The sequence below is a fragment of the Aeromonas sp. 11P genome (genome assembly GCF_051920165.1).
In the GTDB taxonomy this organism is placed as follows: Bacteria; Pseudomonadota; Gammaproteobacteria; order Enterobacterales; family Aeromonadaceae; genus Aeromonas; species Aeromonas veronii.
This window is the reverse complement of the sequence record NZ_JBQBDJ010000004.1, coordinates 1,846,502-1,868,003: the sequence shown is the minus strand read 5'-3', so window position 1 is coordinate 1,868,003 and position 21,502 is coordinate 1,846,502. Positions and strand designations below refer to the sequence as shown.

General features: G+C 44.1%; 22 protein-coding genes. 12 read left to right on the top strand and 10 right to left on the bottom strand.

The genetic code is table 11. The features are described from left to right. Positions 1 to 12 precede the first annotated feature (12 nt). The 4 genes from ACTG1P_RS08475 to ACTG1P_RS08460 all read right to left on the bottom strand — a co-directional run bounded on the left by ACTG1P_RS08475 (position 13) and on the right by ACTG1P_RS08460 (position 5,045). Positions 13 to 1,875, bottom strand: coding sequence for a hypothetical protein (locus ACTG1P_RS08475; protein ID WP_421291601.1), 1,863 nt, complete (start codon positions 1,873 to 1,875; stop codon positions 13 to 15). Then, entirely contained in the window at positions 1,872 to 3,170 is a 1,299-nt protein-coding gene (locus tag ACTG1P_RS08470; RefSeq protein WP_440001008.1) for a hypothetical protein, read from the bottom strand. The genes ACTG1P_RS08475 and ACTG1P_RS08470 overlap by 4 nt, the downstream gene beginning before the upstream one ends. A gap of 35 nt (positions 3,171 to 3,205) precedes the next feature. Beyond that, complete coding sequence (locus ACTG1P_RS08465) at positions 3,206 to 4,129, bottom strand: ATP-binding protein (protein WP_440001007.1); 924 nt, start codon at positions 4,127 to 4,129, stop codon at positions 3,206 to 3,208. 538 nt (positions 4,130 to 4,667) lie between these two features. Beyond that, positions 4,668 to 5,045 carry a hypothetical protein gene (locus ACTG1P_RS08460; RefSeq protein ID WP_440001006.1) on the bottom strand — a complete coding sequence of 126 codons (378 nt, stop codon included), beginning with the start codon at positions 5,043 to 5,045 and terminating at the stop codon, positions 4,668 to 4,670. A 219-nt stretch (positions 5,046 to 5,264) separates the two neighbouring features. Here ACTG1P_RS08460 and ACTG1P_RS08455 point away from each other — a divergent pair, with 219 nt between their 5' ends. The 5 genes from ACTG1P_RS08455 to ACTG1P_RS08435 all read left to right on the top strand — a co-directional run bounded on the left by ACTG1P_RS08455 (position 5,265) and on the right by ACTG1P_RS08435 (position 9,068). Further along, positions 5,265 to 5,672: an H-NS family histone-like protein gene (locus tag ACTG1P_RS08455; protein WP_059112990.1), complete on the top strand. Its 408-nt coding sequence runs from the start codon at positions 5,265 to 5,267 to the stop codon at positions 5,670 to 5,672. A gap of 140 nt (positions 5,673 to 5,812) precedes the next feature. After that, positions 5,813 to 6,112, top strand: a complete 300-nt coding sequence (locus ACTG1P_RS08450) for a hypothetical protein (RefSeq protein ID WP_440001005.1) — start codon at positions 5,813 to 5,815, stop codon at positions 6,110 to 6,112. Positions 6,113 to 6,545: 433 nt separating this feature from the next. Next, positions 6,546 to 6,962, top strand: a complete 417-nt coding sequence (locus tag ACTG1P_RS08445) for a hypothetical protein (RefSeq protein ID WP_440001004.1) — start codon at positions 6,546 to 6,548, stop codon at positions 6,960 to 6,962. Positions 6,963 to 7,051: 89 nt separating this feature from the next. Further along, positions 7,052 to 8,317: a relaxase/mobilization nuclease domain-containing protein gene (locus ACTG1P_RS08440; protein WP_440001003.1), complete on the top strand. Its 1,266-nt coding sequence runs from the start codon at positions 7,052 to 7,054 to the stop codon at positions 8,315 to 8,317. A gap of 22 nt (positions 8,318 to 8,339) precedes the next feature. Beyond that, positions 8,340 to 9,068, top strand: a complete 729-nt coding sequence (locus tag ACTG1P_RS08435) for a hypothetical protein (RefSeq protein WP_440001002.1) — start codon at positions 8,340 to 8,342, stop codon at positions 9,066 to 9,068. Positions 9,069 to 9,110: 42 nt separating this feature from the next. Here ACTG1P_RS08435 and ACTG1P_RS08430 read toward each other — a convergent pair whose 3' ends face one another. The 4 genes from ACTG1P_RS08430 to ACTG1P_RS08415 form a co-directional block, all read right to left on the bottom strand. Beyond that, a complete protein-coding gene (locus tag ACTG1P_RS08430) occupies positions 9,111 to 9,830 on the bottom strand; it encodes a hypothetical protein (RefSeq protein WP_440001001.1) in 720 nt (239 codons plus the stop codon). Between the two features lie 269 nt (positions 9,831 to 10,099). Next, the gene (locus ACTG1P_RS08425) at positions 10,100 to 10,399 is read right to left on the bottom strand and encodes a cyclic-phosphate processing receiver domain-containing protein (RefSeq protein ID WP_213388242.1); all 300 of its coding nucleotides are present in this window, start codon (positions 10,397 to 10,399) and stop codon (positions 10,100 to 10,102) included. Further along, positions 10,396 to 11,181: an SIR2 family NAD-dependent protein deacylase gene (locus ACTG1P_RS08420; RefSeq protein ID WP_440001000.1), complete on the bottom strand. Its 786-nt coding sequence runs from the start codon at positions 11,179 to 11,181 to the stop codon at positions 10,396 to 10,398. Before ACTG1P_RS08420 ends, ACTG1P_RS08425 begins: the two co-directional genes overlap by 4 nt. Before the next feature lie 130 nt (positions 11,182 to 11,311). Continuing rightward, positions 11,312 to 11,797, bottom strand: a complete 486-nt coding sequence (locus ACTG1P_RS08415; RefSeq protein ID WP_440000999.1) for a hypothetical protein — start codon at positions 11,795 to 11,797, stop codon at positions 11,312 to 11,314. A gap of 225 nt (positions 11,798 to 12,022) precedes the next feature. Here ACTG1P_RS08415 and ACTG1P_RS08410 point away from each other — a divergent pair, with 225 nt between their 5' ends. After that, on the top strand, positions 12,023 to 12,430 hold the full coding sequence (locus tag ACTG1P_RS08410) for a hypothetical protein (RefSeq protein WP_362818507.1): 408 nt from the start codon (positions 12,023 to 12,025) through the stop codon (positions 12,428 to 12,430). Here ACTG1P_RS08410 and umuC read toward each other — a convergent pair. Both umuC and umuD read right to left on the bottom strand, forming a co-directional pair. Then, on the bottom strand, positions 12,413 to 13,684 hold the full coding sequence (gene umuC, locus ACTG1P_RS08405; protein ID WP_440000998.1) for a translesion error-prone DNA polymerase V subunit UmuC: 1,272 nt from the start codon (positions 13,682 to 13,684) through the stop codon (positions 12,413 to 12,415). The genes ACTG1P_RS08410 and umuC overlap by 18 nt on opposite strands. A gap of 3 nt (positions 13,685 to 13,687) precedes the next feature. Further along, the gene (umuD, locus tag ACTG1P_RS08400) at positions 13,688 to 14,110 is read right to left on the bottom strand and encodes a translesion error-prone DNA polymerase V autoproteolytic subunit (protein ID WP_257712206.1); all 423 of its coding nucleotides are present in this window, start codon (positions 14,108 to 14,110) and stop codon (positions 13,688 to 13,690) included. Between the two features lie 105 nt (positions 14,111 to 14,215). Between umuD and vapB the strand changes: the two genes are divergently transcribed. The 6 genes from vapB (at position 14,216) to ACTG1P_RS08370 (ending at position 21,500) form a co-directional block, all read left to right on the top strand. Continuing rightward, the gene (vapB, locus tag ACTG1P_RS08395; protein WP_322132160.1) at positions 14,216 to 14,470 is read left to right on the top strand and encodes a type II toxin-antitoxin system VapB family antitoxin; all 255 of its coding nucleotides are present in this window, start codon (positions 14,216 to 14,218) and stop codon (positions 14,468 to 14,470) included. 709 nt (positions 14,471 to 15,179) lie between these two features. Continuing rightward, positions 15,180 to 15,479: a hypothetical protein gene (locus tag ACTG1P_RS08390; RefSeq protein ID WP_421265625.1), complete on the top strand. Its 300-nt coding sequence runs from the start codon at positions 15,180 to 15,182 to the stop codon at positions 15,477 to 15,479. Between the two features lie 5 nt (positions 15,480 to 15,484). After that, positions 15,485 to 16,246, top strand: a complete 762-nt coding sequence (locus ACTG1P_RS08385) for a hypothetical protein (protein ID WP_440000997.1) — start codon at positions 15,485 to 15,487, stop codon at positions 16,244 to 16,246. A 110-nt stretch (positions 16,247 to 16,356) separates the two neighbouring features. Then, positions 16,357 to 18,309 (top strand): hypothetical protein, encoded by a 1,953-nt coding sequence (locus ACTG1P_RS08380; RefSeq protein WP_440000996.1) that lies wholly within the window; start codon positions 16,357 to 16,359, stop codon positions 18,307 to 18,309. Positions 18,310 to 18,717: 408 nt separating this feature from the next. After that, the gene (locus ACTG1P_RS08375; RefSeq protein WP_440000995.1) at positions 18,718 to 20,328 is read left to right on the top strand and encodes a type I restriction-modification system subunit M; all 1,611 of its coding nucleotides are present in this window, start codon (positions 18,718 to 18,720) and stop codon (positions 20,326 to 20,328) included. Then, the gene (locus tag ACTG1P_RS08370) at positions 20,325 to 21,500 is read left to right on the top strand and encodes a restriction endonuclease subunit S (protein WP_440000994.1); all 1,176 of its coding nucleotides are present in this window, start codon (positions 20,325 to 20,327) and stop codon (positions 21,498 to 21,500) included. Before ACTG1P_RS08375 ends, ACTG1P_RS08370 begins: the two co-directional genes overlap by 4 nt. The last annotated feature ends 2 nt before the right edge of the window (positions 21,501 to 21,502 follow it).

Genomic DNA, 21,502 nt, shown 5'->3' with positions numbered 1-21,502 from the left:
CGTGCCTTCTCGTTAGTTGGCCATCTCTGGGGCTGCCTCATGACGAGTCGCGACATGGATATCGTTCCGCAGTTCTTTCAGTACATGCAGCATGGCATTAGTGTTATCTGACACAGTTGCAATGATTTGCGTGTTAGATGCAGCTTTACCTGTGTTGTCAGCCAACAAATGTATGGGCTCAAGGTCAGTACGAAGATCGTTCAATGAGGACAAGATAGCCTTGAATTGAGGTAACACAGAATCGAGCTGTTTGATAGGTTTGAGGTTGTGCGGCAATTGTCCCACATTTTCCTCTATGTGTTTCAGCAACACAGTGGCGTTTTCAATCTTACTTAAGCCATCAGCAATTTTTTTCAGTGGTGCAAAGCTGTCAGGCAATTCCATGAGCGCTTCAATCACACTTTTTAGGTTGCTATTTGATTCATCAATTGTCTCACCGACAGTGGTCAAATGCCGGTTAGAGGCAGAAATTGCTCGCAGACCTGCTTCGATGGGCGTAGCCATGGCTTGTACAACACCTGTCGAGGCATCAATTTTTTCGGTTAAGGTCATTGTTGAAACGGTGAAGGCCGCCTGTGATTTTTGCTGAATCTCCAAAGCCTTGGTGATCGAGTCTTGGACCGCATCCATCGTTCCTTTCACATCGTCCGACAACTGAGCTAGGGCCGAAGAGATTTCCCTTGTAGCGTCACCAAGTTGTTGACTACCTCTTTCCAAGGTATTAGACGCCTGGGCACTCATATTTGTAATAGCAGCCCCCAAGTCATGGCGCACATTATTCAAGACATCGGTAAACTGAGTCTTAAAGAGACCAACTGCATCTACTAACTCCACAGCTGCGCCGCCAACCCGATCTGCTCCCGTTGCCATCTTGTCCGCGGTACTCGCCATGTTATTTACTATGACTTCAGTGCCTTTAGTAAAGTGCTTCATAGCATCCATCGTATCGTTCGTACTGGTTTGAATACTCTGTAAGTATTCGCTAAGCGTGGATGTCTGTGCTTGCAGGGTCTGTTGTAGGATATCTTGATGCCCCTTCACGCCATTGTGAATGTCTTGCAGATTCTTGCCGAGAGTCAGGGACTGCGCATTAATGGCTCGATTGAGCGATGCCCCAATCTCCTGATTGCTGCTATTCAGCTCCATTATATGGGTGTTAAATGATTGGAATTCCTTTTCATACAGAATATGTTGGTTTTTGCTTTGTTCGAGCAGCAGTGCCACATTCTTGGTAAGACCATCTACTACTCCATTGGTAATGTTTTGCATCTGGTCAAAGAGCTGTTGCTGCTTGTATCGCTCGTTGTCGACACAATGTTGCTTACGCTGATTAAGCTGCACTTTTACTCGTTGAATAACCCAAGTAAGTCGTTTCTCATCAAGACGGGTAAACTCTGATGTGATTTTGAGGAGCACGAAACCACAAATGCCCCACGTAGAGGTTTTGAACTTGGTCCCCAAGCCCTGAAGTAGACCAAGCAGATCATGCATGCTATTAGCTGCACCGCTGGCACTCATTGCATCCGGCTGTCCCAAGATGTTGGATGCATGATTCAGGGCTAAACCAAGCCCGAGGAAAGTTCCCAGAAGACCGACAACCAACAACATACTTGGCATGATTTCGGCAACTTTCTCCGGGGTAGTCGCCACCGCATGCCACAGGTCGGTTACGGAACCATGCTCGATATCCAGGTCGTCGCTGTCATCATCTGGGGTTCCCTGACGCCATTTCTTTTCCCATGATGATGGCTTTGCCACTAACAGGGTGCTGATGATGGTCGAGAAGATCATCAGCAGCAAAATGCACATAAAGGTGACCTGAATTGGGTCGGCAATGTCTGGCAAAAGGAAGTCGGTGATTTCCTTGGCGATCATGCTACGACCTCCAATACTCTCTCCATTCGTACATCTGCGTCGGCACTGAAGATATTGGCGTAGTCAGTTATCAAGTCTTGTTCTTCAAGCTCCAAGTCCTTAAATACAAGCCCATCTTGTGCGCAACGCATCAGGATCATGCCGACTTTAGCCCCATCCTTAAACAGATAGCTATGGCCATTGGCTTCAATCTCCTCTTGCGATTTTTCTAGTAGTTGCAGGAACCCTTCAATTGCCCCCACATAACGAGCTATATCCGACCGTTGGGTGTCCAGATGGTGCAATTTGTCTTTAGCCAGGGGGATCTCACCTTGTAGCCTTGCCAACTCAGCCTCTTCTTCAGGTGCGAGCTGACCCTGCAACTGCTTGTTCAGCGTGAGGCTTTTAAATGCCACATTCATCTGGGCAAGCTTTTTATTGCTCTCAGTCCATTGAGCATTTAGATCTTTTGCCATTGCTCCCCAAGAGCCCACCATTTCCTCAAACACAAAGGGAGCTAGGGTTGTCCCAAATTGCTCTTTAAGGACAACATCAAGCTTTTTGGCCGCAGCCATGCTTAGTTCAGGATTAACCTTTACCAAGTTGGATGCTGTCCTCACCAAGAAAAGAACGTCCGTGCCTATATCATCGATAGTCTTCGCATTTTGGAAGGTCGTATCTGCCATTTTCAGCAGTTTTTGTGTCGCGCGAAGCCGAAGGTAATGTTCAAAATCAGCAGGATCCCCCTCTAGAGCTTTAGCTAAGAGGGTTTTGGCGATTTTAAAGTCGTTGATAGATGCCGCCAACTCGCAGGTCTCTCGCGCTTGAGCGTCGTCTAATTCAATCTCGATACTCCGGAAGGTCGCTTGATGTTTTTGGGCGATAGCTAATTCTTCATCCGTCAACTCATCTTCCTGCTCAGCACTATGCTGTTGTGCTGACTGAGCCTTTTGCCGAGAAGCTTGCCAACGTTTGGCAAGTTCAATGGCCCATTTGATGGCAGAATCAATTTTTTTAGCAATTGGTGAGTTTTCAAATGCAAAGAGGGCTGTGATCCCTCGGTCCAACGCTAACAGGGCAGATTTAAGCCAGGGAAGGGGGGCTACAGCTGCGGCTGCCCGTATGAATTCTTGGGCTTTCTGCACATAAGGCTTAACGACTTGCCATGCCGCTTTAGTCGATTGGACAAATCCTTCTGCTTTTTCTGCCATCCAGCCTATTGCTTCTCCCGCTACTTCTTTAGCTTTGTTATACAATGCGCTGGCACCACGAGAAATCGCACTTCCGACAGAGCGGCAAAAACTAAAAAATCCCATATCGCTTCCTTCGTTACTCTTTAGTGTTTAGTGTGTTAATTGGCTAGTCCAAGCATCTTGACGCCAGCCTTTACTGACTCTTCGGATCCATACTGCGTCTCATGCTGCTGATGTTTTCCAACATTCAGCTTTGCAACATGGACCTCCTGGATGGCGGACGCTAAATGCTCCCATAACACTTTGGGTTCGGCATCGCCGCTCATCAGTGCTTTAGGAAACGCCGTACGCAAAACATTTCGGATTTCGCGCCCTGAGAGACCCTGGGATTCTTCGGCACAACGTTTGACAAGGGTATCTCGGTCTTCTGCTAACGGAACACCCGGTACCAGCAATCGCTGCCACAGTTGTCTACGGCAATCGAGGTCTGGGAGTTGGAATTCAATGTGATAGCGAATACGACTGACAAATGCATGGTCATAGTTTTTGGCGAAATTGGTGGCAAAAATGGTCACACCATCGAAACGCTCCAACTCCATCAGTAGAGTAGAACGCATGGCATTAATTTCGTTGTCGATGCCTTGGGTTACTGAAGAAAGACGAGCACCTAACAAGGTATCAGCCTCATCAAAGAAGAGTACTGCTGATTCGGTACGAGCAGTCTCAAAAGCAGCGGCGATGTTCTTTGCCGTGTCTCCAACGTATTTGCTTTCTAGCTCTGCAATGCCAATATGTATGAATTCACGTCCTAGCGTTCCAGCCAGCGCCTCTGCGGCAAGTGTCTTGCCTGTCCCTGGGGGACCATAAAGGTTGAGCACCATGTTTCGCCCCATCGGGTCAACGGCACCGAACCCCCAGTCATGGTAGATGGTTGTGTGAAACTTCATTGCACCAATCGCTTCATCTAACTTACGTCTTGTCAGGGATGTCAAAATCACATCCTTATCAAGGGTCAGTCGTGGCTTACGGATTTGGAATAATGATGCCGGGGATTGACTGTGCTGAGTGGGTGATTCATTCATGTGAGTTAAAGCGCTCTCAATAAGACATTTTAAAGCGAGCAACAGTTGCAGCGTGCACTCACGCCAAAAACAGCTCGTTTATTGTTCGCTTGATTAAATGCAGTTTGTTTCTGTTCGAACTGGACCATCGACGATAGATGCATAAACCCAACTACTCTGGTTCACCAGGGGCCTACCTCAAGTCAACTACTTATTGTTAATCTGGAAGCAAGATTCTAGTGGAGCCAATATACAGTTAAACCATGACAACTTGAATGGGTGTATAAATTCACATGTCACATTTTCAGGCAGAAGTTGGCTCAACTTCCAGTTTTTACCGCGCACCCTCCATCGTTATGTTGATTCATCTCATACTCTGCTTTGACTGCTACATTTATGACCAATATAACCAGTACGTGCAGAATCGTTTAGGTTGGGTTTCTTATGGAGCTCTTTTCCCGTGTTTGCAGCGGCTCTGCCGCCAGCAGTTGCCCAGTAGTGGTGGGGTGCTTTGTCCATTTGTACACTACGGATAATGGAGTTGAGATCAAACTTGGTGTTACAGCAGTGTCTCTCGGCAAGCCAGATAATACGTGCTCCACAACTCGCTAGCGGGTCGTCCATGCATTTTAATACCGATATCCAGTAACAACAGCTCCCACTGCCGTGTATCGCGAAAAGCCATTTCACGAGCCTGTTCGATGCTATGGGCAGAATAGGCGCGGAGCAATTTGTCTGATGTCGTTGAAAACAACCGTTCAAAAAAAGCTAGATCTTTTGCAGCCATAACCTGTGAGCGCAGTGCTGTTAGATGCATAGTGTCCATTTCTGAATACCGAACTGCATCCTCAATAAATGCGTCACAAACCTCATATGCAATCTCATGGGATCTCCCATGAGTACTGAGGGCAACGATTAGTAGAATGAGTTGAGTCATCACAAGATCTCTGCTGTCAGTATGAATAAACCAGTCTAGCAGTAACTAATGAAACCTGTGGGGTCTGAGCTCAAGTTTGGATCGGCGTTGAGCGGTTACGCATAACCTCACTATGTGGCTATATAAATATCAATTATTTTGATGATAAATATTGGCACCAAACTACAGCTAGGTGATAATGCTAGGCGATAAACAAATAACTATTTAGGCGTTATATCCATGAACGATTTTATCAAAACACTGTTGAACATTCGTAGTCTCCGGGCCGCTCTGCGTGAACTGCCATTCGAACAGTTGGTCGAGATTAAGGCCAAATTTGATGAGGTGTTTACAGAGCGTGAGGCTGCTGAGCTCCGATATCAGGAGGAAAATGCCGAGCGTCTGCGTAAGCTCGAGGAATTCAGCGAGATGCTGAAAAACGCAGGGATTGACCCCAGCGAACTGGTTGGTAGTGCAGCTCCGTCGAAAGCTGAAGGAAAGGAAAAGGCCAAGCGTGCGCCGCGTCCCGCAAAGTACAAGTATCACGAAGATGGCCAGGAAAAAACCTGGACTGGTCAGGGCCGTATGCCGAAAGCCATCGCTGAGGGCGTTGCTAGCGGAAAGTCCTTAGAGGATTATCTGATCTAATCCACAATTATCGTGGTATTGAAAGCAGCCGCAAGGCTGCTTTTTTTATTCATTCTACTATAATACATTTTGCTTATGGCGGCATGAACCATTTTGTTCATGCTATCCATCCATTACTCTACATGTATAGAGAGTGTTCAATGAAAATAATGACCACAAAAGAGGTTGAGGTTATAGCTGATATTCAGTGTGACGTATGCCATAAAAGTACAACTCAAAATATGAACCCAAATTTGTATAATCCTCAGTTTGGAGCCCTGACTGCAAAATGGGGTTATGGTTCGAAACATGATGGTACGGCATATGAGGTACATCTATGTGAGGAGTGCTTTTTTACTGTGCTGAGTCAGATAAAAAATATGCGTATAAATGATCATGCGGATTATGTTGACGATCAATCATTTGGGAAGCTTTTATCTCATAGCCTTGAGCTTATATGACATCATTGGTTCGACCAGATCTAGAAAAGGTATGTCTGTCATAGGATGAGAGCATGCCTTTTTATATAACTTTAATCAGCCTATGTCATAGTTTTAATTTCACGGAAGAAAATTAAATTCACCATGTAAGTCTAGTTAATTTCATATTTTAAATATTAACTTTCGCCAATGCCATTGATAACGTTAGTCGTTAAATTAATAATTTAGCTCAAAAAATTGTTGATATTATATTTAGTGTTTGCAATACTATAATTAGAGTGAGCATTAAATATCACCGAATAATTTAGCTCATTTCTTAATGTGACTTCGTATAAATCTATTGTATATTTTTTTGAAAAAAACTCTAAACCAGCTATGTTTTAATGTCTATTAAATTGGTTGGTTTGAAAAAAATGCATAACACTACTAATAATTATTATAAAGGTGCACGCAATTGAACAGAAAACCACGATCTGGTAGACCCAAAAAATCAGCTGATGAAAAACGCAGTTTAATGCTCCGAATCTCATTTAATGCAGCTGAGCAACGTATTTTAACTAAGCATAGTAAAACCTATGGTATTCCCAAAAAGTCTAGCCTGATTCGTTTTTTGGCTCTCCGGGAACCAGACAGTAATATCTCACCAGATTTTTCATATGATGATCGTGTGAGATTGCTCGAGGGGTTATACAATATATCATCGAATTTAAATCAAATCATGTTGTTGATTAGACAAGCTGAAGTCGGTAGTGACGTTTATAAATTTATTACTGACAGTAGTGATAACTCTCCAGTGATGCAGGCTTTATCATCTATAAATTCTCTGTTTATAGGAATTGAAAAAGCTCTGATTGGAGTGAAGTTGAAATGAATTTTGAAAAACACAGGTTCGGCCCAAACTTCCAGTACAGACTGTCTTATATTTACCGAGCTATACATATTGGTAGGAAACGAAAATCCATGCCATCACAGGTTTATCATCTCGGTGGTGGTGTAATTAATAGACCAAATATTACATTGAATGAAAGAGGTGAGGTCTCTGATTATGACATCGGGCCACTACTCATGGAGTTGAATATGCAGGCATCATTGTATGCAGGCACAGGAAACCAACTATGTGCACATTATTCACTATCATTGAGCCCTGATGAATCATTAACGCCATATCAATGTCTAGTTGCAGCTAGGCTGCTAATGAGTGAATTGGGATATGGTAGCGATACTCGATGGACATCTGTTATACACCGCGATACAAGCTCTCTACATGTACATGTTGTGGCATGTAGAGTAAAACTTGACAGAACCTTAGTTGATGATAGTAATGACTACGCTCGGGGAGTTGACGCTGCTCGAAAAATAGAAATTGAATTGGGATTGGCGAACTGTAAAAGTCCTGAGGCGAATTTCGGTCATGAGTATAGCATAGTCAATATTAAAAATGGCCGTGGTAGAGGGAGCTTTCATGCTATGCATGATTCCGCTTGTATTATCAGGGATGCAATGGACGAGGTTTTTAAAAACCAGCCGAACAACATGACTGAATTTGTAATTGGGTTGCGTGAGCATAATGTAATGGTCAAGCCGTGGAGAGCTGATAATCGTGAGCCACAGGGGATTTGTTACAGTATAGATGGTCAGCGATGGATATCAGGGACGAAAGTTAAAAAGTCACGGGCTACTTGGTTTAAGCTGATCGAGCAAGGTATTGAATATTCACCTAGACGAGATGATTACAGTCTTAACTTGGGTGTTTCAAATGAATTAAATGAATTAAGCGATCTTAGAGTGATACCGTTTACTGCATTGATTCGTTGTACTAAAAAACAATATTCCAAATTTAAAAATTCAGTGCCGTCATTTGTGGATAAAAAAACATATGGCACATCGTCATTCTCTTTCCGGCTTCTAAGATTGGATTTTGTTTTGCTATCAGTCGAGGAACCGACAGACAGTTTTATATCAAATGCATTAGCACTGTTGAAAGCCGTTTTGGCTACAATTTTTAGGAAAGGGCTGGATAGCGTTCATGCAGGATCAAACGCATTGGTTCCTGATGGATATATCCAAGATATTAACTCAGAAAAAGATACTATTGATAAGCCAAACATGTTTTTCTTAGACAGAGACAAGCTTAAGAATGAAATTTTGACGAACAATGAATGGATTGCTGATTGGTATGGGGACCCCATATCACACGAACAAACCAAAGAAAAAAACATAAAATAACAATAATAATGAGAGGTGTGGCATGGCTAATATGAGGTTGAATGCAAATCTTAGAACAGTGTCATTTAGTAAAACCGTGAGTGTACAGGAAGAACTGGAGCTCAGTTCTGGTATATCTGTGCGTAGGTATAAGGCTGTAAACGTTCACCTGGGCACTGTTGATGTAAACTCTGATTTTTCTCTTATAAAAGAGTTAACCGAGGCTGACGCAAAAAATGCAAAGCTATGGGTTCAGGAGCAGCAACGTCTTGTCCAGCATGCTTATATGGAAAATATGAGGCGTGGGTTCCTTGGTGGTTCTCCTGTGATTAAGCGTAGTAAAGGCGATGATGAGCAGTATAGTGATTGCTATGGTTTTATACCGGGTCGGAAAGTCGGTGAGTTTATTGGTGTGATTATTGATGCTATTCCTATGGTTGAGGAATGTAGCGTAGAGAAGGATGAGTATGAAAGAGAGTATGAGAAAGTGGATCGTTTTCGTAAGAAAGGATGTCTATCTGAGATACTTGATCTGCTATTATATGCCCTGAAAAGAAGCAATGAAAAAGTACCTTTCTCAGAAAATGAGAAATGTGACCTATATTGTGCTGAGAGAGTTCTTTTTTACTTTTGCACTGAAGGGATGGATATGAAACAGAGTGAGTTAGAAAGTGCCTCTCGAAATAAAGCTAAAGATAAATATAAAAATTTTACACGAGCTAAAAAACTTCCATGTACGAAAAAAGGAAGTATAGATATGACACCGGTTTGACCGGTGTCATTTTTGGCTTCGATTCTCTAATGAAGCAAGTCGTCATATAAGAGCTTTAGAGATCTCACGCTTAATTATATCCATTGCAGGTTGACATGCTGGACGACTAAATATTTTGTATGTTGACAAATGAGGGAGGCGTACAAGCAAGGAAACTTGATCCCCCCTTTCGTAACGCTGAATTTGGTATCTGACTTTCCCCCAGCCAATCTGTTCATTGATTTTTTCAACCATCTGGAAACCCTGCTTGGTTAAATGGCTATCCAGTTCATCAAATACGATTTTCGAAATCGCGATATAGAGTTTACAGTGAACCTGCTTTATACGCTCATTCCATATTTCACGAGCATGTTCAAGCCACTCATCCTTTCCTTTTAATGTATGCCAATTTCGTGAGCGGGCGGGAATATAGTTTGTCATCAGAGAGCCATCCATGAGCTGTTTGTATGATACACCCAGTTCATCACCAATCATTGTATATAAGTGTTTCATCTGCTGTTGTAGTGGAGCGTTTCCTTTCTTACAGCCCTTCCATCGTTCGTTGTAATATGCGCATTCTGACTCTACTGAAATTGCATTGGTATCACATGGTCCACCACCTGGATTTATACCAAAGAATGCGACAGGATACTGAGGGGATAGCATGTTCTCATACCTACAGAAAAGCAGGTCCCACCCCATATCATTCTTTAAGTTATCATATTTGTTTTGGATGAACGCAAACAGACTCTCTTTACACAAGAAATTGATATCCGTACTCATACATTGTCCATTACATCGTCAAAGTAGAAGTTAGATTGTTATTCTGAATTAAATGAAAGTCAACAAGATAGCGTTTTTACCATTTATTTTTAAAAAGGAAAACTTCATTACTCGTACTTGTCGATTTTAGAAGCCTTTTTATTTTCAGGGGGTGACTTTTAACTGTTGAAAGTTCATTGCAGATATCAATTATTTCCCAAGCCCCAGAGGGCTTTATACATAGTGACATGATTTACTATCTCTGGAGTTTAGTCACAGCCTTGGACTTGTCATGTTGCCTTCGCTAAAAAGTTATTTATGGCCATAATGCCCAGTTCCATTTTTATTCTTGCGGAGACATTTGCTGAATGAATATGAATTTTGGGAGGGATGAAGTGATTTGTCATTACCTCATTTTCTATCCAGAGAATCACGTCGTATCCGGTTCCTCTATCATCATCACCGAGGTCATGATCAAGACTAATTTCAGTCACCATCTCTGTTTTTAGCCATGCAATCGCCTCGTCCGGCCAAAAGACACGAATCCACCCTACCGGAGTTTTTCTTTCATCGTCCAGATACAATTTCATACCATTTTTTCCAGGTTCAGTTCCAATACGTGAGCAATCCCGCGATTGGCCCCATCCACAATCAGCTCACCGGGAAACGGTAGTCTGGATGACAAACCAAGATCGGGATCGATGTAGTAGACACATGCGCCAGGGTTGATGTTTTTTAACAGAGAGCTCGCAGGCTCAACAAGCAAACTGGTGCCGACAACTACTACGATATCAGCCTCGCAGAGCCAGCGACGAGCTTGTTGATACTCATAAACTTTTTCGCCAAACAGCACGATATCTGGACGCAATTGTGAGCCAGTGGATGGGCAGCGATCACCGATCGCCACATCCTCATGCCAAGGCTGCCGATATTTTTTGCTACGAAAACCTATGGGGACCAAAAACTGGATTGAACCATGCAGATGAAGGAGTTCACGGCTACCTGCTCTCTCATGTAAGTCATCAATATTTTGGGTGATGACCCTAACAGTACATTTCTGTTGTAGCAGGGCTATCAGATAATGCGCCTGTGAGGGGGCGGCTTCTAACATGGTTTGACGCCGTTTGTTGTGAAAGGCCAAGAAGCCAGCCAGATCCGTACTCATGCTATTAGCGTGGGAATAGCACCAGTTCTCATGATTACTCCAAATGCCCTCACTTCTAAACGTGGGCACACCGCTTTCCGCTGACAAGCCCGCCTCGGTAAAGAAGAGGATTGTGGGATGGTAGGGCTGGCCCGTTATCGCGGCTTGTGCTCGTTTTTCTCTATGACGGCGCTGATGTCTACGTGCTCTGGAAGATATTGGTCGCATACGACCACCTTTCGTTATGGCACGACCGGCCCACCCGATTGATTTGTTTCTGAACCTGGGGGGTTGGGGTCACACCTCATTGCTATGTTTCTGCTCACCTCATCGAGGTAAGAATGAGGAGGAGCGGCAGTTACCAGTTGAGATCAAACAAGCTGCGACTAATGGATGTAATTGCACTAGCAGACCTGGCACTTTGTTTACTGATGGGCTCGCTATGCATGAAAAACCAGTAGCGGTACTCCTGAGCAAAATGGTCACTTGCCTGCAAAACCGGTTCCCGGTAATCGCGTCTTATGCGCTCTGTTATGACCCGCTGTTCATCCAGATGCAGATCTTTGAGGCCAAAGCCATGTTGTTGGACACACCAGTCGACAACACACAAAGCGGTTAACTGGTTGTATCGCCTAAACGGTCGGATTGAACTAATCAGATAAAACAGTTCAGCCCCTCTGGCAAAGATACAGGGATAGGCCTCCTCCCTGATTTGGTTTTGCTGCACGCGCATGATGGTCCAGTCCAAGATTTGAACCATACCCTGGGTGGTCATCGAGGGTGTTTGATCAATGGCACGACTGACGAAACGATGGATTTGCAGGACTTTTCTTGTGGAAATCATGATTGCTTACTCACACATTATTTAGCGCAAAGCACACTCGTGTAAGGAAGGTTTAGAAGCCTTGAAATAATGTTTGAGTAGTGGAAGCTCAGTGGGTACACAGAATTTTTCATGCACTAGCGTGTGTATTATGCAGGATTTGGAATGTATATACTGAGCGACTCGGGTTGTATTTTGAGGTAATCCCCGCCTCATACTGGGCCTTTATAGAGGATAGAGTGTGTAATGAGTAAACCATTTGGTTCCGGCAGCGTTACAGTTCAACCATCTCGTGGCCTGTGGCAGGCAAGCTACTTAGGGCAGAAAGTCACCTATAGCGAAGCGCGGTTTGGAGCAATGGCAGAGACCCTTGCTCACCGGGCTTTGTTAAAATTGCAGGCTGGAAACTTTGACCCTGTGTCCGACGATCTGCAATTTAAGCTGTCATGGCGAATGCTGGATGCTGCCAGGCAATTGGGGCTCTCATTGGGCCAACTGCGGCAGTGGATGCTAACTGGAATGCTCAACGGACATGAGATTAAACCACCAATGCGTGATGTGAAAGGCGTTGACCGAATCACCGGTTGCGAATTGATGTTGGCGCAAGAGCGCCTTGCTGAGTGCAAATCCGGGTTGTCACTTTGCAATGGGTAATTCATCCAATGCGGTTGTATAGCGGGGACTGAGTTTTTCACGCTTCATCATCCAATCACTGTTGTCTCTCCCACAAGATCCAAAATGAATTTTTCCTAATCGTCCCTGGTTGATTCGGTCGATCATCTGCATTAGGTCCTGGCTGCGGGGCTTATGTTGATGATGGTCGAACAAATCTCCCTGCTGGCTGCCGATAGGAGTGAAGTCGGCTAGCATCACGCCCCCTTTTTGGTAGCGGCGCCCATCCCGCCAGATACGAGAGAGCAGTGAGTGGATCACTCCCAGCAGCTCCTTGGTATCGTTTGTAGGCACAGCCAGCGTGGTGCTCACTTGGTTGCCGTAGTAGGGCTCTTTGTCATTGAAGGGGCTGGTACGAATGAATAGGGTGACATGGCGACAGCACATTCCCTCTGCCCGGAGTTTTTCAGCTGCACGTTCCATATATCCTGCGAGTGCTTGATGCATGGAATTCATGTGTGTGATCCGTTCACCGAATGATCGGGAGCAGATGATCTGCTGTTTGGCTTGTGTGTCCTGCTCCAGGCTGGCGCATGGGTAGCCGCGTAGCTCTAGCACGGTTCGCTCAACAACGACCCCATAACGATGCCGTAGGTTTTTACCATCGACAGAGACTAGGTCCGCCACACTATTGATCCCTTGCGCTTCGAGCCTGGCGGTCAGTTTTCTACCTATTCCCCATATTTCCCCGACCGGAGTTATAGCCATCAAACGCGCTCGACGTGCCTCATCACGCAAATCAACCACTCCACCAGTAGCAGGCCACTTCTTCGCGGCGTAGTTTGCCAGCTTGGCGAGTGTTTTGGTTGGCCCGATCCCGACGCCGACTGTGAGTCCAGTCCATTGCTGTATTCGTTCACGGATCTGACGACCATATGCTGTCAGGTCTCCCGCCCATGATTCGTTCAGTTCAATAAACGCCTCATCAACACTGTACACCTCGACAGTCGGCACCATGCCTTCCAGCGTGGTCATTACGCGCTGTGACATATCACCATAGAGGGCGTAGTTGCTCGAGAACCAAACACCGCCTACGGCCTCGAAGAACTGACGGATCTGGAAGTAGGGAACACCCATCTTGATGCCAAGCGCCTTGGCTTCTGCCGAGCGAGCCACAACGCAGCCATCGTTGTTCGATAGCACCACGATCGGGCGCCCCTTGAGGTCTGGCCTAAACAGGCGCTCGCAGGACGCATAGAAGTTGTTCACATCGACGAGGGCAATGGCGTTGGGCATGGTTTACCCCAGTTTGGTCTTGTGGAGCACATAGGTTACGACGCCAAAAATTTCTAGTTCCTGCCCGTCCAATAGATGGATGGTTTGGAAATCCGGATTGGCGGGTAGCAGGGCAGGGAACGGGCGTTCTTGCAGCTGTTTGACAGTGAATTCTCCATCAAGGCAGGCTAGAACGATAGCGCCGTGGCGGGCCTTGAGCGCCCTATCTACGATCAAAAGATCCCCGTCATTGATGCCCTTTTCCACCATGCTGTGGCCACTGGCCCTGACATAGAAGGTGGCAGCGGGATGCTCAATACAGATCTGGTTCAGATCTATGGTTTGCTCAATATAGTCCTGTGCTGGGCTAGGAAAGCCGCAAATCACAGGGGACAGAAAAAGCGGCAGCTCTAGAGCGTCCGGGGTTGGATGTGGGATGGCGAACATGGTGGCTCACTGGCTACTGTTTTTATATACAGTATAGCCGTATTGCATAACGTGTGCATCCGGTGTCAGTTGACATACCGGCCCCATTAGCTATGTTCGGTTCACATGTTATTTGGGTTCATAGGACGCGTGATGGAATCAACAGTTTTTAAGTGTGGCCGTGGCCAGGGGGTTTACCTGCCCGAGGCAGTGGCCCTGCCAGATGAGGTCACGCATGTTGAGATCGTCGTGGTTGGTCGTACTCGCATAATCACACCTGTAGGTGAGTCCTGGGATAGGTGGTTTGATGAGCCTTGTATGAGCACCGACTTCATGGCCGAACGTGAGCAGCCAACCGCTCAGGAGCGAGAGAAACTCTGAGGTCCAGCAGGGTAACTGAGTTGCGTAGCTGAGAGGGATTGTTTTTATATATATAGATAAAGCGTATCCCTCTCACCTGAAAAGGTGAATAGCTATGGCTATCATTCTCGCGTAGCGAGGATTGTTCATAGATCTGTCGGACTCGCCCCCCAGGCAGGATAGCTCAGTAGCCATTTTTTCTAGGTTGCACCACTGGTCGTGGTGCATGTGATCCAGTTATCTACCCGTGGTTTCCATTGGACCATTCGTTGAAGGTGTTTTGGTGGCACTAGAGCTGAGGTGCACAGCTGAGAGGGATTGTTTTTATATATATAGATAAAGCGCACCCCTCTCACCTAACAGGTAACGATGTGGCTACATCATTCTCGCATAGCGAGGATTGTCCATAGAGCTGTCGGCGCTTGCTCTCCCTGGTAGACAGGATAGCTCGATAGCAATTTTCTATGTTGCACCACTGGCGTGGTGCATCTCATCCAGTTAGTTATCTGGCCAAGTATTCCACCAGGAACTTGTCAAATGGGGTATTCCACTTGTTGTAATCCCCGGACTACCTGGCACATGTCGAGCACTATCATGGCTGTGCGCACCTGCATAGGAACAACCTCAACACTGGCTGACGAAAACTGTACTAGCTTCATTCGTTTCCATTTCATAAGGTCTTATAGCCGTAGCTCCACAACAAAGACCTATCTGTAGCATGGAAGTAACAATGGAAAGAATTTCACTGCATTCGTTAATTCAGAGAACTATGTGTATGTTGGGGTTCTCATTAGAAAGTATGGCTGATCGGGTATCAGCACTAATCTGGCTTGGTGATAATATCGGTGAACAATGGCCATATTATATTGATGACTCAACAATAGGGTTTAACGATTGGAAATTCATACGCGATGCTGACTCAGGAGAAATCGTATTTAGTAATATGCAAGTCCCTGCTATTAGTAAACATGAGTTGGTAGAGGTCTATCAGGATGATTTTTCTGAAAACAATAATACAACTATGGAATAGTTGATATGAATGTATACCTCAAAAATGATTCATTAGAAATGGAACCACTAACAGATGAAGAGCGGATAGGGGCAGCTCGAGATCCATTGACTACGCCGGAGCAGTTAAACAAGCTATCCATGGACGATGATTCATGTGTTCGTTACTATGTCGCTGGAAATCCTGCAACTCCTATTGAAGCAATTACTCGACTAGCTCACGATGATGACGAGGATGTGAGTGAATTAGCTATCAGCAGTGCTGTCATTCAACCTAGCACTCTCAGCGAATTATCGAATCATACTAATGTTGTACAGAGAGCTGCCGTAGCTAGAAATCCGTTAACCCCCACAATAGTGCTCATTTCATTATCTACAGATGCGGATAGACATGTCCGTGCAAATGTGGCTCGTAATCCCACAACCCCCTTATCCTTATTAAACGTGTTATCTCTGGATGAAGCAGAAGATGTCCGTGTCGGTATTGCTGGTAATCCGAAGGTTTCTCAAGCGTTATTGATACAATTGCTTGAGCGGACAAACCACGATGATATAAGAGTTTTGGTTGCGGCAGCCGGTAATCGAGCCTTGCCATCAAGGATGTTGATTCAATTTGTTTCTGATGACCGTCCTTTAATCCGTATGTCAGCGGCGAGTAATCCGCTACTAAAACCTGAACAGATGAACGAGTTATTTTTTGATAGTGATGAGTATGTGCGCAAGGCTTTGATGCGAAACCCTGCCTTGCCAGGTTCATTAAGCATGTGTTGCGTGGATGATCTGGTATAAATCTACGATAAGTGTTACAGAGCTCATACTTATGCTTAAATGTAATTAAACAAAATTCTGAAGATGATAGATTGAGATCAAGTTGACTAAATGGATACGTGGAGGTTGTCATGACATATAGTGAATACACTGGCGATGATGCTGCACATGATATGATAAATAAAGAACAGTTCATGAAGCAGAAATATCAAGAGGCAGTTTCTTACGAATTTGGGATCGGCGTAGATGCTGACTTTCTAAAAGCGATTGAAATATATGAGATCGCGGCGTCACGCGGCCATCCTCAATCAAATTTAAAACTTGGTATGTGCTATTTTCATGGGTGTGGAGTGACTCAAAATATAAATAAAGCAATTAAGAATTTTAGGAAAGCAGGGGAGAGTGGGTGTGCCCTGTCCTGCTTTACACTAGGATGGATTTATGATGAAGGGATTTTAATATCTAAGGATGATGATAAAGCCGAATACTGGTATACAAAATCAGCTGAAAATGGCAATAGCAATGCACAGTATAATTTATCTCAGCTGTGTTTGAAAATAAGTGAAAAAACGGCCAAGAAAAGCTATGAAAAAAAGTCAATTGAATGGCTTGAGTTGGCAGTGAAAAATGGCCATCCACTGGCCCAATTGAAAACGGGCATTCATTTAGTCAATAAAAATGAAGGGCCAGAGGTTGATGTACATGCAAATCAGCTATTTACACTCTCAGCCGAACAGGGGAATATTGATGCGTTATATCAATTAGGGTTAATGCATCTAAAAAGCTACAAAAAAAATAATGTTGAGCATGACATCAATATGGCATTTGAGTTTTTAAATAAAGCAAAAGATGCCGGACATATCCAGGCGCAAGTAAAAATTGGAGACATGTACTGTTGGCTAGGATACGACCTTGATAATACTCAGTGTGAAAAGATTATGATTGGTGGGCGTGAATATGAAATAGGGCCCGGTTGGGAGCATTATCTCGAAGCAGAAAAAAAAGACAACATGGAAGCTAAATATAAGGCCGGCATCATACTGTTAAATAAAGATGCGAGCTGTAGCGATGGATTAGAGATGCTAGCGTCTGCTGCATATGGAAACTATCCTGCCGCTAAATATTTACTGTCTGTGAAAGAGATTTGTGATCTTTGGCCATTGCTGAATGACCATGAAGATTTTGAATTGTATAAAGATAGATTTTTCAATGATATTGAAGATATAAGAAGTCAGCTTGATTATGCGTCTAAACATGGAATAAAAAATGCCAATCTGCAATTGGCAAAATTGTATTGGAGTTGCTACCGGGCTGGTAAAATAGACATTGAACTTTGTGAGATATCTAGCCTGCTGTATTCTTGGGTTAGCGACTATAATTTATTGAAGTACACAGAAGTTCCTTATTGCACTTATTTAGATGACATATCTCTAGATGAGCTTATTTCGCTTGCTAAATCAGGTGATAGCAAGGCTCAATTTGTACTGGGGACTCACTATGCAAAAGGGAGCATAGTTTCTCAGGATCTTGAAAAAGCTGAATTTTGGTATAACCAATGTATTGGTTCTGGAGATACAGAAATCCTATGTCGTCTAGCATATATCTATCACATTGGTGATGGAGTAAATGCAGATATACATAAATGTAAAGAAATTATGGATTCCTACATTAGTCAATTCCCAAGTCTTTATGATGATGATATAAACTATCGACGTGGTTATATCGCACTACATCATGATAAGAACAAGGACGATGCAATTAAATCGTTTGAGTTGGCTTCTCGTAATGGTGTTCATTTAGGTGCAACATATAAACTTGCAAAAATGTATTTGAATGATAATGAGAAGTATGAAGATGGGGTTCATATGTTAATCTCCATTATGGGGAGAGGGGTAAGCGATCCTGGTGAGTGTAGTTTGCTAGCTCTTATTAATGGATACTCTGAAAATGCAAGAAGTGGTATTCGTGAAGATATCAATAAAAATGTTATAGCTCCTATCTTGGATGATGTGCTGTGTTTGCCTACAAGTTTCGAAAATGAAGTTAGTGATGCTGTAGGTTATTTATATCACATCGCTAATTAAATTCGCGATGTAATATTTGATATCAAAGTAAAAGGGCGCCATTCTCAGGTGCCCATTAATAACCAGGGGGGCGAATGGTTCCTTGGTTGTTTGCAGCACCTGATGAGAAATTACCCATGAGCAACATGAAGCTGTAAAGGGTCTGGCCGGTGTAGAGCTGCCAGAGGCCAATGATAGCAATGTGAGAACAGGGGGCATCACAGCGGTATCAACTTAGAAGGTGATAGAAAGACAGTTAATCAGAAACCCGTTAACACCTTAGTGTGACGGGTTGTAACCATGATACTGATTTGAAGAAGATAGGGCTCTATACGAGCCACATCCGTTTGAGCAGTAACATCCCCCATGGTAAAGTGGCTCCATTGTGAGAGTTTGCTCTCTATCCTTTTGGTACAAAGAGATTTTTTCATGTTAACAGGCAAAATACGCAATCAAATCGACCAAGTGTGGACCATGTTCTGGACTGGCGGGGTTACCAATCCCATCTCGGTCATTGAGCAAATCTCTTATCTGCTGTTTATTCGCCGCTTAGACGAGCTGCAACGCACTGCCGAGCGTCGCGCACAAGCCACCGGCATTGCTGTGGCTAACCCAACCTTTGGCGCTCATGAGCAAGCGCTGCGCTGGAGTAATTTTAAAGATAAAGACCCCGACGTGATGATGGAAATCGTGCGTGACAAGGTGTTTCCCAAAATCAAAACCTTGCACCATGAAGGCAGCTTTGCAGAACACATGAAAGACGCCATCTTCATTATCCCTTCCGCCAAGTTGCTGTCACAAGTGGTCGATTTGCTCAACGCCATCAACATGGACGACAAAGATACCAAGGGTGACTTGTACGAATATCTGCTTAGCAAATTGCAGCAGTCGGGTGTCAACGGCCAGTTCCGAACGCCACGCCACATTATTCAAATGATAGTTGAGCTTATGGAACCAAAACTGGGGGATACCATCTGTGATCCAGCGTCAGGTACATGCGGATTTTTGATGGCAGCGCTAGAATACGTTGAAAAGCACTATAAGCAAGAAGTCAACAAGCCCGAAAACCGCAAACATTTTAATAATGCAATGTTCACCGGTTTTGACTTTGACAAAAGTATGCTGCGCATAGGCGCGATGAACATGTTGTTACATGGTATTGAAAACCCTAGTGTCTTCTATCGTGATAGCTTACAAGACCAAGGCGATGCCAATATTCGCGAGGCCTACAGCCTGATCTTGGCCAACCCACCGTTTAAAGGCTCGGTGGACTTCGACATCGTAGCCCCCGATCTATTGCGTGCCTTGGGTAAAAACCCTGCTGCCAAAAAAGTTGCGCCAAAGTATAAAACCGAAATCGATGAAAATGGTAATGAGATCCAGGTTGAAGTGAAAACCAAAGGGCCTACCGAAAAGTCTGAACTGCTGTTTTTAGCGTTGATTTTACGCATGCTCAAAGTCGGTGGCCGCGCCGCTGTGATCGTGCCAGACGGAGTATTGTTTGGCTCAACCAAGTCCCATAAAAGTATTCGCGAAAAAATCGTTAATGAGCAAAAGCTAGAGGCCGTTATTTCTCTGCCATCCGGGGTCTTTAAACCTTACGCTGGCGTTAGCACTGCGATTTTAATCTTTACCAAAACCAACTCCGGTGGCACGGACAAGGTGTGGTATTACGACATGCAGGCCGATGGTTTTTCCCTTGATGATAAGCGAACCCGGTTGGCAAAAGCGGGTGAACAACCAACTCATGAACAAAGTAACATTGCCGATATCATTACCCGCTTTACCAGCTTGACCCACCCCGATGGGGCCCCTTACCTCGGCAGCCCGGAATACAAGCGCAGCCGGACCGACCAAAGCTTTATGGTGCCTGTTGCCGATATTATTGCCAGTCAGTACGATTTAAGTCTCAATAAATATAAAAAAGTGGTGTACGAAGACGTGCAGTACGACTCGCCAAAAATAATTTTAGCGCGAATTAAAACCCTGCAAGAGAAGATGACAAAGGGTGTAAGTGAGCTAGAAGGGTTACTGAAATGAGTTGGAATGTAGTCAAGCTATCAACCGTTTGCAACATTGATATGGGGTCAGCACCAAAAGGCTCAACATATGTTGAGCTTGGTGAAGGTGTGCCATTAATTGCAGGGGCTGCGGATTATGGTGAGGTATTTCCACAACCTAAAAAATCAACTTTAGAGCCCACAAAGTTATGTGAAAAAGGCGATATTATATTATGTGTCCGTGCCACAATAGGGGACTTGAATTGGGCTGACAAAACGTATTGTTTAGGTCGAGGTGTTGCTGGATTGAGAGCTCATGATGAGAAACTTGATGCTAAATATTTATGGTACTTCATTCGTTCAATAGAAAATGAATTGTATCTTAACTCTACAGGCTCTACTTTTCCTCAGATAAATAAAAAGGTTATAGAGTCCATTCAAATACCACTACCACAACTCGAAACCCAAAAGAAAATAGCTGCGGTATTAGAGAAAGCTGACCAACTTCGCAAAGACTGCCTGCAAATGAAGCAAGATCTTAACAGTCTCGCCCAATCAGTGTTTATTGAGATGTTTGGCGATCCTATTACCAATCCAAAAGGGTTGGAGTTAAAATGTATTTCTGATGTGGCAAATGTCATTACTGGTAATACGCCATCACGAGCTAAATCTGAATATTATGGTTCTGATATAGAATGGATTAAATCTGGGAATATTAATACGCCTTCAGATTACCTTACTATGGCAGAAGAGTACTTATCAGAAAAAGGGAAGGCTGTTGGAAGAACTGTTGGTGCAGGTTCAGTCTTGATGACTTGCATTGCAGGTAGTCCTGAATGTATAGGGAATATAGCGATTACAGATCGTAATGTTGCATTTAATCAGCAAATCAATGCGTTGGTCCCCAAAAAAAATATTCTAAACACCGAATTTTTATATGTTCTTTTGAAGGTTGGGAAGAAAATTATTCAAGCAGCCTCAACTAACTCCATGAAAGGAATGATAAGTAAAAGTAAGCTTGAGGCGATTCGATTACCATTTCCTAACTATATAAAGCAGTGTGAGTTTTCTGACATTTATTGCAAGTTACAAAAAATAGTAAAAGAGCAAGAACAGCAAGTATTTGAAACTGAACTGATGTTTAATGCTCTCATGCAAAAAACCTTTAACGGCGAACATGACCTTAATACGTTAAAAAACAATCAGATGTAAAA

Bases quoted from the DNA above. Each gene is read 5' to 3' on its own strand.
- ACTG1P_RS08475 (WP_421291601.1), bottom strand. From the start codon at position 1,875: ATGATCGCCAAGGAAATCACCGACTTCCTTTTGCCAGACATTGCCGAC.
- ACTG1P_RS08470 (WP_440001008.1), bottom strand. From the start codon at position 3,170: ATGGGATTTTTTAGTTTTTGCCGCTCTGTCGGAAGTGCGATTTCTCGT.
- ACTG1P_RS08465 (WP_440001007.1), bottom strand. From the start codon at position 4,129: ATGAATGAATCACCCACTCAGCACAGTCAATCCCCGGCATCATTATTC.
- ACTG1P_RS08460 (WP_440001006.1), bottom strand. From the start codon at position 5,045: ATGACTCAACTCATTCTACTAATCGTTGCCCTCAGTACTCATGGGAGA.
- ACTG1P_RS08455 (WP_059112990.1), top strand. From the start codon at position 5,265: ATGAACGATTTTATCAAAACACTGTTGAACATTCGTAGTCTCCGGGCC.
- ACTG1P_RS08450 (WP_440001005.1), top strand. From the start codon at position 5,813: ATGAAAATAATGACCACAAAAGAGGTTGAGGTTATAGCTGATATTCAG.
- ACTG1P_RS08440 (WP_440001003.1), top strand. From the start codon at position 7,052: ATGCCATCACAGGTTTATCATCTCGGTGGTGGTGTAATTAATAGACCA.
- ACTG1P_RS08435 (WP_440001002.1), top strand. From the start codon at position 8,340: ATGGCTAATATGAGGTTGAATGCAAATCTTAGAACAGTGTCATTTAGT.
- ACTG1P_RS08430 (WP_440001001.1), bottom strand. From the start codon at position 9,830: ATGAGTACGGATATCAATTTCTTGTGTAAAGAGAGTCTGTTTGCGTTC.
- ACTG1P_RS08425 (WP_213388242.1), bottom strand. From the start codon at position 10,399: ATGAAATTGTATCTGGACGATGAAAGAAAAACTCCGGTAGGGTGGATT.
- ACTG1P_RS08420 (WP_440001000.1), bottom strand. From the start codon at position 11,181: ATGCGACCAATATCTTCCAGAGCACGTAGACATCAGCGCCGTCATAGA.
- ACTG1P_RS08415 (WP_440000999.1), bottom strand. From the start codon at position 11,797: ATGATTTCCACAAGAAAAGTCCTGCAAATCCATCGTTTCGTCAGTCGT.
- ACTG1P_RS08410 (WP_362818507.1), top strand. From the start codon at position 12,023: ATGAGTAAACCATTTGGTTCCGGCAGCGTTACAGTTCAACCATCTCGT.
- umuC (WP_440000998.1), bottom strand. From the start codon at position 13,684: ATGCCCAACGCCATTGCCCTCGTCGATGTGAACAACTTCTATGCGTCC.
- umuD (WP_257712206.1), bottom strand. From the start codon at position 14,110: ATGTTCGCCATCCCACATCCAACCCCGGACGCTCTAGAGCTGCCGCTT.
- vapB (WP_322132160.1), top strand. From the start codon at position 14,216: ATGTTATTTGGGTTCATAGGACGCGTGATGGAATCAACAGTTTTTAAG.
- ACTG1P_RS08390 (WP_421265625.1), top strand. From the start codon at position 15,180: ATGGAAAGAATTTCACTGCATTCGTTAATTCAGAGAACTATGTGTATG.
- ACTG1P_RS08385 (WP_440000997.1), top strand. From the start codon at position 15,485: ATGAATGTATACCTCAAAAATGATTCATTAGAAATGGAACCACTAACA.
- ACTG1P_RS08380 (WP_440000996.1), top strand. From the start codon at position 16,357: ATGACATATAGTGAATACACTGGCGATGATGCTGCACATGATATGATA.
- ACTG1P_RS08375 (WP_440000995.1), top strand. From the start codon at position 18,718: ATGTTAACAGGCAAAATACGCAATCAAATCGACCAAGTGTGGACCATG.
- ACTG1P_RS08370 (WP_440000994.1), top strand. From the start codon at position 20,325: ATGAGTTGGAATGTAGTCAAGCTATCAACCGTTTGCAACATTGATATG.